Genomic DNA, 11,766 nt, shown 5'->3' on the forward strand with positions numbered 1-11,766 from the left:
AACTTCGATATGATATTGTGCTATAATAAAATAGATTATGTAATGGAGGTAGGCGATAGCTTATCTCATTTTTAAACTAAGGGGGTTGGGGTGCGTATTATAGGAATTGACCCAGGCACGGCTATATGCGGCTACGGCATTATTGACGTGAAGGGTAGCAAACTAACACCAGTAGCCTATGGGGCTATTACAACTCCTAAGGAATTAACTGATTCACAACGATTGGAAATTCTATTTAATGATCTTAGTGATTTATTGGAGGAATATAAACCAGATAAGTTCGGTGTAGAGGAATTATTTTTTAACCGCAATGTAACAACAGCCATTAAGGTAGGGCAAGCACGTGGTGTTATTTTATTGGCTGCTGAACAACAACGGATTCCTATTTATGAATATACACCATTACAAATTAAACAAGCCGTCACAGGTTATGGTAAAGCTGATAAGAATCAGGTCATTTATATGACGATGAATATTTTGGGGATTCGTGAGAAAATTAAGCCTGATGATACGGCAGATGCATTAGCTGTTGCTATCTGTACGGCTCATAGTTCTCACAATGATAGATTAAAGAGGTTGGTATAATGATAGGGTATGTGCGGGGTATCGTAACACATCTTTTTAAAGAATCGTGCTATGTTGATGTACATGGCGTAGGGTATCGCGTATATGTGCCGACCACTACGCGTCAACAGCTGACAGAGGGCCATGAGGCGACGCTATTCACGTATCTTAATGTACGAGAAGATGCGATGCAACTTTATGGCTTTTGGACGGAAGAAGAATATGAGTTGTTTATACTCCTCATTTCTGTTTCTGGTATCGGGCCTAAGGTGGGGCTTGGCATCTTGTCAGGCATGACACCTGAGGCTTTCAAATTAGCGATTATCAATGGACAGGTACAGCAATTAACTAAGTTACCTGGTATTGGTAAGAAGTCTGCGGAGCGACTTGTTTTAGAGTTAAAGGATAAAATCGCTAAGATGACACATATTTCTGTGGAATTACCTGCGACTATTCAGCCTGTTAGCGTTGCTGCAAATGGTGCTGCAGGAGAAGCCATTGAAGCCCTCGTATCCTTAGGATACTTGGAACGGGATGTAGCAGATATTGTAGAGTCTTTAGATGATGGTAAGCGCGATGTATCTGAGTTGATAAAAGTCAGCTTGATTGAGCTTGGGAAAGGACGATAAGGATGAATGAAGAAGTACGCCTTGTCGGTAATGGCGAGCATGAAGAGGATATATGGCAATATAGCCTTCGACCTAAGTTATTTAATGAGTATGTAGGGCAAGAAGAGGCTAAAGGCAATCTAAATGTGTATATTCAGGCTGCAAAGCAACGTGGAGAAGCATTGGATCACGTGCTTCTCTATGGGCCACCAGGTCTTGGTAAGACAACATTAGCAGGGATAATTGCGAATGAACTGGGTGTTAATTTTCGTATAACTTCTGGTCCTGCTATTGAAAAGTCTGGTGATTTGGCTGCGATTTTAACAAATTTAGATGATCATGATGTATTATTTATCGATGAGATTCACCGCTTGTCCCGTAGCGTAGAGGAAGTGTTGTACTCTGCCATGGAGGACTATGCTATTGATATTATCATCGGTAAGGGGCCAAGTGCTCGAACTGTACGCATTGACTTGCCAAAATTTACATTGGTAGGTGCCACGACTCGAGCGGGTGCTTTGGCGGCACCGTTACGGGACCGATTTGGTATTATTAATCGGTTGGAATATTATAAACAGCCAGAGTTAGAATTTATTGTGTCTCGAGCCGCAGAAATACTTAATATTGGTATTGTGCCGACTGGGGCAAGCGAAATTGCGCGTCGTTCAAGAGGAACACCGCGTATCGCAAATCGTCTGCTTAAACGGGTACGCGACTTTGCACAAGTCATTGGTGATGGGGTTATCACTCAAGAAATTGCAGATGAAGCATTACAACGTTTATATGTAGATAAAATGGGACTTGATCGAATTGATCGACGTGTATTGGAATGTATTATTGAAAAATATGATGGCGGTCCTGTAGGGATTGATACCATTGCGGCGGCCATCAGCGAAGAGAGAGATACCATCGAAGATGTGTATGAACCATATTTGATGCAATTAGGATTTTTAGGACGCACACCGCGTGGGAGGGTAGCTACTAAATTAGCCTATGAGCATTTAGGTATTTCACAGACAGGGAAATAACAATGAAAACAAAACGATTACAATTGATGATAATGGCCACTTTGTTTTTAGGTGTAAACATTGGCGGTGTTTCTATAGCACATGGAGCGACGCTGCAAAATAAAGGTACAGTGGTAACGAAAAAGCCAACGCCAAAATCAACAGTATCTAATACAACTGTATCGAAAGTAAATACGACGAAGAAATCTAGTTTTCGTCCACTTGCTACTAAACCAGCTGCAAAGCCGGTTACAATAACTAAAACGGTTTCTAAGTCAACAGCTACGAAATCAGCCACTACAGGTAAAGCTACAATGGCTATAAAACCTGCGGCTTCTGGTACTTCGAAGCCAACTGCTAAACCTGCAGTTACTGATGAAAAGCCTGTAGTACAAAAGAGAGCTACTGAAAAAACTACTACTAAAAAGGTAGTAAAAACAACGGATGAGAATAGCATTCAAGCCAATACAGCAGTTATTACTCGCAACAAAGTGGGCTCCGTAGTGACGCCTGCTACAGAACGCAAAGAAAACATGCCAAATGTACGTGTTCTACTAGGTAGTCGTAGCTCTGATGCTATTGTTACATCTACAGCTAATATGGTTGTGTTGAACAGCGGTAATGGTCAAGTTAGCACAATCAGTGCTAATCGTAGTACATCTATTGGCGTTCGCGGCGGTAAGATTGCTGTAAATGGAAAGGCTATTGATAGTGTGGTTACATTGAAGCCTGCGAATAGTGATGCACCATTTTTGTTCGAAGGTAAAGGTTATCGTGGTGGGCTCACATTACGTGCCAATAATGGAACCATGATGATCATTAACGCTGTGCCTCTTGAGGATTACCTGTATGGTGTTGTTCCACAAGAGGTAGTACCGTCTTGGCCGGCTGCTGCATTAGAAGCGCAAGCCGTAGCAGCTCGCACCTATGCTCTTCATACGATGGAACAAAATAAAGGTAAATTTTATGATGTGAGCAGTTCCACGGATCATCAAGTATATAGTGGTGTGAGTGGTGAATCGCAAGCTACCACAAATGCTGTAAATAAAACTAAAGGCATAGTTATGCTTTATGATCAACGTCCTATTAATGCCTTGTTCCATTCCGATGGCGGTGGCTATACAGAGGATAGTGTAAATGTTTGGGGTAGTGATGTGCCTTACTTGAAAGGGGTAAAAGACTTTAGTACTGGTACATCTACATCGAACTGGACTGTTACTACCTCTCGTCAAGCTCTTGAAAGCAAGCTTAACGCGGCAAGTAAAGGGGTAGGTAAATTGAAGAGCATTCAATTGACTCCTCTTGGTAAACCAGGGCAACAAACATCTGACCGCGGTGTATCTGGTCGCATCAAGAGTGCAACTTTTATAGGCACATCTGGAAAAACTACTGTAGATGGCGATGCATTACGTAGCATTTTAGGTTTAAAATCTACACTATTTGATTTCTACGTAAATCATAATCCTGCTAAAGGCACGAGTAAGGCATATCATAGCTTTACTGGAAAGAATGATACTGTCTATATTAAAGGCCACGGTTGGGGACATGGTCTTGGTATGTCTCAATGGGGCGCTGCAGAAATGGCAAAGCGTGCTAACCCTGGAGATACAAATTATTACCAAACTATTTTGCGTCACTACTATAGTGGCATTACATTGAAGAAAATGTATTAATAAGGATAACGATGAAAGTTACAGATTTTGATTATGAATTGCCAGAGGAACTGATTGCTCAGCATCCTGTAGAACCTCGTGATACAGCACGGCTTTTAACCTTAGATAAGGTAAGTGGTGAAGTTAAACATAAAGGACATTTTTATGATTTACTAGAAGAGCTTCATGAAGGAGATGTGCTTGTATTTAATAATACAAAGGTTATCCCTGCGAGATTATATGGACATCGTCAAGGTTCTGGTGGCAAGGTGGAGGTACTTCTACTCACACCATGTGGTGAAAATCGATGGGAATGCCTTGTTAAACCGGGAAAAAAATGTCCTATCGGGCAAGTTATAGAGTTTGATGACCGCCTAAGTGGAGTTATTATAGATAAAACAGATTTTGGAGGCCGTATCATTCAGTTCACATGCAACGGTGTGTTTGATGATGTGATTCAAGAAATTGGTGAAATGCCATTACCTCCATACATTCATGAAAAGTTAGAAGATAAAGACCGTTATCAAACGGTATATGCTAAGGAGAAAGGCTCTGCTGCGGCACCAACTGCAGGACTTCACTTTACACCTGACCTCTTAGAAAAGATTAAAGCTAAAGGTGTAGAGCTTGAGTTTGTAACCTTACATGTTGGACTTGGCACCTTTAGACCTGTATCGGCAGAGACTATTGAAGACCACGAAATGCATAGTGAGTTCTTTGTTGTACCTCAAGATACGGCGGATCGAATCAATGCAGCCAAACAAAAAGGGTCTCGTATCATTGCCGTAGGTACTACATCGGTGCGTACTCTTGAGTCTGCTACGAATGATGATGGTGTATTACAAGGTATGAGTGGTTGGACTCAAATTTTTATCTATCCTGGCTATAAATTTAAGATGATTGATGCATTGGTAACGAATTTTCACTTGCCTCAATCTACATTGTTAATGTTGATTAGTGCACTAGCTGGTCGTGAACACTGTTTGGCGGCCTACGAAGAAGCTGTTAAAGAACGTTATCGTTTCTTTAGCTTCGGCGATGCTATGTTTATACGTTAGGAGGGACTATGCCGAGTATTACTTATGAATTACAAAAGACATGTCCTCATACGGGGGCACGGGCAGGTTTATTGCATACGCCACATGGTACCTTTCAAACACCGATGTTTATGCCTGTAGGCACGCAAGCGACAGTTAAAACTATGACACCAGAAGAACTAAAGGCTATGGGTTCTCAAGTTATTTTGAGTAATACCTATCATTTATTTCTTCGCCCAGGGCCGGAGCTTATAGAAGAGGCTGGGGGCCTACATAAATTTATGAATTGGGATCAAGCGATTCTTACTGATAGTGGTGGATTCCAAGTATTTAGTTTAGGCGATATGCGCAAAATTACTGAGGATGGTGTTACATTTAGATCCCACATTGATGGATCAAAACAGTTTCTATCTCCTGAAGTGGCTACAAAGGTACAAGAACAATTAGGTTCTGATATTGCGATGGCTTTTGACGAATGTATTCCGTATCCCGCGGATCATGATTATGCGAAACGCTCTACGGCGCGTACCACGCGTTGGGCGCATCGTTGCCAAGAGTCTCGTAAAGCTCATGACCGCCAAGGCATGTTTGGTATCGTTCAAGGTGGCATGTACAAAGACTTGCGCAAACAAAGTGCGGAAGAACTTGTAGCTATGGATTTTGAAGGTTATAGCATCGGCGGTTTATCCGTTGGGGAACCTCATGATTTAATGAATGAAATCTTAGAATATACTACGCCATTATTGCCAACTAACAAGGCTCGTTATTTGATGGGCGTTGGCACCGCAGATTGTCTGGTAGAAGGTGTAGCACGTGGAGTTGATATGTTTGATTGTGTATATCCAACTCGTGTTGCTCGAAATGGGATGGCCATGACCTGGAATGGTCGCCTTAATATTCGAAATGCTCAATTTGCTCATGATTGGGGCCCTTTAGAAGAAGGTTGCCAATGTTATACATGTAAAAATTATTCCCGTGCATATATTCGTCACTTATATAAGGCAGAAGAGATTTTGGCATTACGCCTTGTAACGTATCATAATCTCTATTTCTTATTAGAGTTTATGCGTCAAATGAGACAAGCTATCTTAGAAGATCGGTTTCCGCAATTTAGAATGCAATTTTGGGATAGCTTTAAAAAATAGTAATTAAGTCTAGTCAAATTTATATTAGGTGGCTATACTAGAAAAGAAATACATATTTATTAACCTAGGAGGATAACATGGGAGATATTCAACAAATCTTGCAAACTAGCTGGCCTATTTTGTTAATGGTAGTAATTTTTTACTTTTTATTGTGGCGTCCACAAAAGAAACAACAAAAAGAGCGTGCTAGTTTGTTAGGTAGCTTAAAAAAAGGCCAAAAAATCGTTACTATTGGTGGTATTTATGGTGAAATTGTTGAACTTGATGATGAAAAAGTCAAGGTACAGGTATCTGAAAAAGTTGAATTAACATTTGCTCGTACAGCAGTTGCTAACGTACTGTCTAAGAAAAACAAGGAAGAAAAATAATGAATACAAAGGAAGCAGTGCGCCAGGCGTGTAAGTCTCAGCGCGCTGCTTTATCCGTTGCTGATTGTAGGCAGTGGACGTCGATATTGACGAATCAAATCGTCAATAGTCCTGAGTATATATCGGCAAAAAACATTATGGCCTATTTGGCGATGCCTAAAGAGGCCAATTTAGACGATGTGATTCGTCATGCTTTAGAACATGATAAATCTGTATACGTTCCAGTATGTACTGATAAGACGACTATGATTGCAGTTCGTCTTAAGTCTCTAGAATCTATCACTCGGGGTGTGTTAAATATACGCATTCCCTCTGAGCCATACGATATTATTGATCCGTGTGACTTGGATTTGATTTTAGTGCCTGGTGCTGGCTTTGACCGTCAAGGTGGTCGCATGGGAATGGGGAATGGGTATTATGATCGATTTCTCAAGGAACTTTCACCAAGTACATTTATGGGCGTATGTTGGACTGTACAATTATGGGAAACACCAATCCCGATGGATGAGCTAGACCAACGAATGAGTAAAATTGTGACAGAGCAAGGCATTATACATTGTGTATAGCAGAAGGGAGCAACTATTTTGAACGGTAAAGCTATTATCAAGTTTTTAGTAGTCATTGCTGCCATCATTGGATTATTTGCGTATTTTATTCAACCATTAGCAGGCTCTTTGAAACAAGGCCTAGACTTGCAAGGTGGTACGCATATCGTATTGGAAGCAGAGGACTCTGCGACTGGTACAGCTGACAATGATGCAGTGGAACGGGCGAAGCAAATTTTAGAACGTCGTATTAATGAAATGGGTTTATCTGAACCATTGGTACAACGTGAAGGTGCTCGTCGTATTATCATTGAATTGCCAGGTGTAAAAGATCCTGACGAAGCGATTAAACGTATTGGTAAAACAGCGGTCTTGGAATTTAAAAACGACCAAGGTCAAACCGTTATGACTGGTGATGACTTAAAAGATGCGAAAGAAGAGTTAGGTCAAAATAAACAACCACTCGTTGCTATTGAATTAAGTGATGAAGGGGCTAAGAAGTTTGCTGATTTAACATCTAAAAATATTGGTCGTCGTATTGCCATTACATTGGATGGTAAAGAATTGACTAATCCTGTAGTACAACAAGCAATTACAGGTGGTAAAGCCACTATCTCTGGTAGTCAAAGTTTAGAAGAAGCTAAAGACTTAGCTATTTTATTACGTTCCGGTGCATTACCTGTTAAAATTAATGTATTAGAAGTGCGTACAGTTGGTCCTTCTTTGGGTCAAGACTCCAAGGATAAATCTGTTGTAGCCTTCAGTGCTGGTATCGCAATGATCATGATTTTCTTGGTTATTTTATATCGTTTTTCTGGCATTGTAGCTAATATAGCGTTACTTGTATATGTTATGCTCTTATTACTCGTGTTGGGCAAGGGCTTTAATGCGACTATGACATTGCCAGGTATTGCTGGTATTATCTTATCCATGGGTGTTGCGGTAGATGCGAATATTCTAATCTTTGAACGTTTCAAGGAAGAGGTATTTTCCGGTAAATCTATGCGGGTTGCTATGGAAGCAGGTTTTAGCCGTGCGTTAGCCACAATTACTGATGCAAACGTATCCGTTATCATTACAGCTGGTATCTTAACTATTTTAGGATCTGGTCCTGTAAAAGGCTTTGCTATCAGCTTAGGCGTAGGTGTTGTTGTAAGTATGTTTACAGCGATTACTGTGAGTCATTTCTTATTGCGCTTATTAATTGATTGTAACTTTACAAACCATCCATTCTGGTTTGGTGCGAATATTTCTCCAAGCACAAGTGCTGACGCATTTGCACCTAAATCTTTGAAAGGAGGTAAACGCAAATGACATTAGACGTAATTAAACATCATCGTTGGTGGTTTGCTATTTCCTCCACACTCGTTATAATCAGCTTAATTTCCATATTTACTAAAGGGTTTAACTTTGGTATTGATTATACTGGTGGTACGATTGTTGAAGTTGTATTTGATCAACCTGTAGAGGTTAGTCAAGTTCGTGACGTTCTAAAAGAATATAATCTTGAAAATGCACAAATTCAGCTTTCTGGTGATACTACTGGTGATACAGCAGGCGAAGACGTAATGATTCGTACACGCAATCTTGAGTCTAGTGAAAGTGCCGCTGTTGTTGATTCTTTGACTAAATCTATTGGTAACAATACAGTTAAACGTATTGAAACTGTAGGAGCTGTAATTGGTTCTGAAGTTACAGAACATGCGTTATTGAATCTTGTTATAGCATTTGCAGCATTAGCGCTATATATTTCTTATCGTTTTGAATATAAGGTTGCCATTTCTGCGTTAGTTGCCATTTTCCATGACTTGATTATGGTTCTTGGTGTTTTCTCTTATTTCCAACTAGAAATTGATGCATCCTTCTTAGCTGCCATTCTTACGGTTGTAGGTTACTCCATGAATGAATCTGTAGTTATCTTTGACCGTGTTCGTGAAAATACGCATACACATAAACGTTCTGATACATTTGCAGATTTGGCGAATGCGTCTATTACACAAAGTATTCACCGCAGTTTCTATACATTGGCTACCGTTATGTTTGCTTGTGTATCCCTTTATCTATTCGGTGGGGACACTACAAAGAACTTTGCCCTTTGCATGATCATCGGTTTTGCTAGTGGTGCGTACTCCTCTATCTGTGTAGCTACATCCTTGTGGGTTATGTGGAAGAGCCGTAATAAAAATGACGTACGTAATCAATAATAAGTTATAAATTATTATTATTGTGTTAATGATTAAAGTATAAGAACCTCTCTGGATTTATTTTTAGAGAGGTTCTTTTATTTTGCTATCTTTTATTATGTAAAATGGTATAGGTATTTTACAGATAACAGTCATTTTTAACTATATAAAATTTTAAAAGGCTTGTTCTTGAATTCTATAAGATAGAGGCGTAAAATGGCTAGGTGACACGATACAAAAGGAGATACAAATATGGATTCAAATAGATTATGGAGCCCTGCTTTTACTAATTATGGTATTAGTAGTGGTATTTTATATATGACTCAATATGTTCTCGTAGCGGCATTGCCAATCGTAATCACGTCTGAGCTGGCTGGCAGTGATCTTGATGCGGGTTTAGCGATGACATATTTCCAAATTGGTACAATTTTATGTAGGATTTTTGCAGGACGATTAATAGATGGTTTTAATAAGCGTATTGTTCTATTAATATCAACAGCCTTGTTTTTCATTATTATGGGATTATTTAATTTTACTACATCCTTAGAGGCTGTTTTCGTACTACGTGGGTTACATGGTGTTGTGTTTGCCCTTGGAACAACTGTAATGGCTACTCTAGCAGTATTAGTATTACCTCCTAGTCGAAAAGGTGAGGGAGTTAATATGTTTGCTATCTTTTCAAATATAGCAATGGTATTAGGACCTGCTATCGGCCTATATGCTTTATCGTCATACGGTAGTATGGCATTGTACATATTTTTAACGGTTATGACTGGATTGGCTATGGTCTTAAGTAATATTATTCCCCTATCAAAGGAGTTAGCATTACCTAAACAATCAAAATATAAAGGTTGGCATATTTCCCAGTTTATAGAAAATAAAAGTTTACCTTGGGCTTTAATGGGCTTATTTATTGGTTTTACTTATTCTGGTGTTTTAGTTTTTATACCCATAGAACTTAATAGCATGGGGGCAGGAATATGGGGAAGTGCTTTCTTTGCTATTTTTGCGTTGATGATTATTATTAGTCGACCTATAGTAGGAAAAGTATATGCTCGATATGGTTCAAAAATTATTATCTATACAGGATTAGGATTATTTATACTAGGCTTATTTGTATTGGGATTAGCTATAACCCCATTAGCTATTCTATTCACCGCTCCGTTGTTGGGGTTAGGCTATGGTGCAGCACAACCTGCATTTCAAGCGCTGGCTATACAATCAGCTCCTATTGAGCGTGCGGGTGTATCAACAGCAACATATTTTTTAGCATTAGATATAAGTGTTGGCGCTGGATCAGTTATACTTGCAGTATTAGCTAGTGCGTGGGGCTATCAATATTTATATATGTTCACTGCATTGGTTATGGTGATAGCGCTTGCTTTGTATCATATATGGGTAAAAAGATATACTCCTTTAGAACTATAGTTGTTTAAGGTAAAAATTGGGTAAATAAATATTAAACAAGTTAAAATGGCTTCTAATGAGATATTATGTATAGGATGCAATAAAAATAATGAAAGCAAGATGAAATTATTGGGATAATAATTTTATATATTGACGTTTATTATATTTATGCTATACTTATACAAGTCATTAGGACACAGCTCAAATGATAAGTATGAAAAACTTCTTAGAAGTTAAAAAAAGCACTTGACGGAATGAGCTGGACTTGATAGAATAATCAAGTCGCCAGTTGATGAAACACTTCGAAGAAAGAGTGTGTAGACTGGTACAGATCTTTGAAAACTGAACAATGATAGGTAATCAATCATAACGATTGAACATATGCCAGAGTGCGGGTTTTGACACAGTCAAAACCAACCATAATTCAAAGTTACTTCAATGTAACGACAACAAATAATGAGCTATTCAAATAGCTTCAAGATATCTTGGAGAGTTTGATCCTGGCTCAGGACGAACGCTGGCGGCGTGCTTAACACATGCAAGTCGAACGAAGAGCGATGGAAGCTTGCTTCTATCAATCTTAGTGGCGAACGGGTGAGTAACGCGTAATCAACCTGCCCTTCAGAGGGGGACAACAGTTGGAAACGACTGCTAATACCGCATACGATCTAATCTCGGCATCGAGGATAGATGAAAGGTGGCCTCTATTTATAAGCTATCACTGAAGGAGGGGATTGCGTCTGATTAGCTAGTTGGAGGGGTAACGGCCCACCAAGGCGATGATCAGTAGCCGGTCTGAGAGGATGAACGGCCACATTGGGACTGAGACACGGCCCAGACTCCTACGGGAGGCAGCAGTGGGGAATCTTCCGCAATGGACGAAAGTCTGACGGAGCAACGCCGCGTGAGTGATGACGGCCTTCGGGTTGTAAAGCTCTGTTAATCGGGACGAAAGGCCTTCTTGCGAATAGTGAGAAGGATTGACGGTACCGGAATAGAAAGCCACGGCTAACTACGTGCCAGCAGCCGCGGTAATACGTAGGTGGCAAGCGTTGTCCGGAATTATTGGGCGTAAAGCGCGCGCAGGCGGATAGGTCAGTCTGTCTTAAAAGTTCGGGGCTTAACCCCGTGATGGGATGGAAACTGCCAATCTAGAGTATCGGAGAGGAAAGTGGAATTCCTAGTGTAGCGGTGAAATGCGTAGATATTAGGAAGAACACCAGTGGCGAAGGCGACTTTCTGGACGAAAA

At 40.0% G+C, this 11,766-nt stretch carries 11 protein-coding genes and 1 rRNA gene (1 of these 12 only partly in view); all 12 read left to right on the forward strand.

What is annotated here, in order from left to right; translation table 11 throughout:
* The first annotated feature begins 90 nt into the window (after positions 1 to 90).
* A complete protein-coding gene (ruvC, locus tag B1A77_RS06135; protein ID WP_060919890.1) occupies positions 91 to 585 on the forward strand; it encodes a crossover junction endodeoxyribonuclease RuvC in 495 nt (164 codons plus the stop codon).
* Entirely contained in the window at positions 585 to 1,193 is a 609-nt protein-coding gene (gene ruvA / locus B1A77_RS06140) for a Holliday junction branch migration protein RuvA (protein WP_077708276.1), read from the forward strand. Before ruvC ends, ruvA begins: the two co-directional genes overlap by 1 nt.
* Positions 1,194 to 1,195: 2 nt before the next feature.
* Positions 1,196 to 2,200 carry a Holliday junction branch migration DNA helicase RuvB gene (ruvB, locus tag B1A77_RS06145; protein WP_004695590.1) on the forward strand — a complete coding sequence of 335 codons (1,005 nt, stop codon included), beginning with the start codon at positions 1,196 to 1,198 and terminating at the stop codon, positions 2,198 to 2,200.
* Between the two features lie 2 nt (positions 2,201 to 2,202).
* Positions 2,203 to 3,852, forward strand: a complete 1,650-nt coding sequence (locus B1A77_RS06150) for a SpoIID/LytB domain-containing protein (RefSeq protein ID WP_077708277.1) — start codon at positions 2,203 to 2,205, stop codon at positions 3,850 to 3,852.
* Positions 3,853 to 3,863: 11 nt separating this feature from the next.
* The gene (gene queA, locus B1A77_RS06155) at positions 3,864 to 4,889 is read left to right on the forward strand and encodes a tRNA preQ1(34) S-adenosylmethionine ribosyltransferase-isomerase QueA (protein ID WP_077708278.1); all 1,026 of its coding nucleotides are present in this window, start codon (positions 3,864 to 3,866) and stop codon (positions 4,887 to 4,889) included.
* An 8-nt stretch (positions 4,890 to 4,897) separates the two neighbouring features.
* A complete protein-coding gene (gene tgt / locus B1A77_RS06160) occupies positions 4,898 to 6,013 on the forward strand; it encodes a tRNA guanosine(34) transglycosylase Tgt (RefSeq protein ID WP_012864115.1) in 1,116 nt (371 codons plus the stop codon).
* Between the two features lie 77 nt (positions 6,014 to 6,090).
* Entirely contained in the window at positions 6,091 to 6,381 is a 291-nt protein-coding gene (gene yajC, locus B1A77_RS06165; protein WP_004695596.1) for a preprotein translocase subunit YajC, read from the forward strand.
* Positions 6,381 to 6,947 carry a 5-formyltetrahydrofolate cyclo-ligase gene (locus tag B1A77_RS06170; protein ID WP_077708280.1) on the forward strand — a complete coding sequence of 189 codons (567 nt, stop codon included), beginning with the start codon at positions 6,381 to 6,383 and terminating at the stop codon, positions 6,945 to 6,947. Before yajC ends, B1A77_RS06170 begins: the two co-directional genes overlap by 1 nt.
* 18 nt (positions 6,948 to 6,965) lie before the next feature.
* The gene (gene secD / locus B1A77_RS06175) at positions 6,966 to 8,240 is read left to right on the forward strand and encodes a protein translocase subunit SecD (protein ID WP_004695600.1); all 1,275 of its coding nucleotides are present in this window, start codon (positions 6,966 to 6,968) and stop codon (positions 8,238 to 8,240) included.
* Positions 8,237 to 9,130, forward strand: coding sequence for a protein translocase subunit SecF (gene secF, locus B1A77_RS06180; RefSeq protein WP_004695602.1), 894 nt, complete (start codon positions 8,237 to 8,239; stop codon positions 9,128 to 9,130). The genes secD and secF overlap by 4 nt, the downstream gene beginning before the upstream one ends.
* Before the next feature lie 231 nt (positions 9,131 to 9,361).
* Positions 9,362 to 10,537, forward strand: coding sequence for an MFS transporter (locus tag B1A77_RS06185; protein WP_021147928.1), 1,176 nt, complete (start codon positions 9,362 to 9,364; stop codon positions 10,535 to 10,537).
* A gap of 461 nt (positions 10,538 to 10,998) precedes the next feature.
* Positions 10,999 to 11,766: ribosomal RNA gene (locus B1A77_RS06190) — 16S ribosomal RNA — on the forward strand; it runs 796 nt beyond the window's last position.

The organism is Veillonella parvula (assembly GCF_002005185.1).
Classification (GTDB): domain Bacteria; phylum Bacillota; class Negativicutes; order Veillonellales; family Veillonellaceae; genus Veillonella; species Veillonella parvula_M.

What these genes read in the sequence shown, in the direction of transcription:
- ruvA (WP_077708276.1), top strand. Translation starts at nt 585, where the DNA reads ATGATAGGGTATGTGCGGGGTATCGTAACACATCTTTTTAAAGAATCG.
- ruvB (WP_004695590.1), top strand. Translation starts at nt 1,196, where the DNA reads ATGAATGAAGAAGTACGCCTTGTCGGTAATGGCGAGCATGAAGAGGAT.
- B1A77_RS06150 (WP_077708277.1), top strand. Translation starts at nt 2,203, where the DNA reads ATGAAAACAAAACGATTACAATTGATGATAATGGCCACTTTGTTTTTA.
- queA (WP_077708278.1), top strand. Translation starts at nt 3,864, where the DNA reads ATGAAAGTTACAGATTTTGATTATGAATTGCCAGAGGAACTGATTGCT.
- tgt (WP_012864115.1), top strand. Translation starts at nt 4,898, where the DNA reads ATGCCGAGTATTACTTATGAATTACAAAAGACATGTCCTCATACGGGG.
- yajC (WP_004695596.1), top strand. Translation starts at nt 6,091, where the DNA reads ATGGGAGATATTCAACAAATCTTGCAAACTAGCTGGCCTATTTTGTTA.
- B1A77_RS06170 (WP_077708280.1), top strand. Translation starts at nt 6,381, where the DNA reads ATGAATACAAAGGAAGCAGTGCGCCAGGCGTGTAAGTCTCAGCGCGCT.
- secF (WP_004695602.1), top strand. Translation starts at nt 8,237, where the DNA reads ATGACATTAGACGTAATTAAACATCATCGTTGGTGGTTTGCTATTTCC.
- B1A77_RS06185 (WP_021147928.1), top strand. Translation starts at nt 9,362, where the DNA reads ATGGATTCAAATAGATTATGGAGCCCTGCTTTTACTAATTATGGTATT.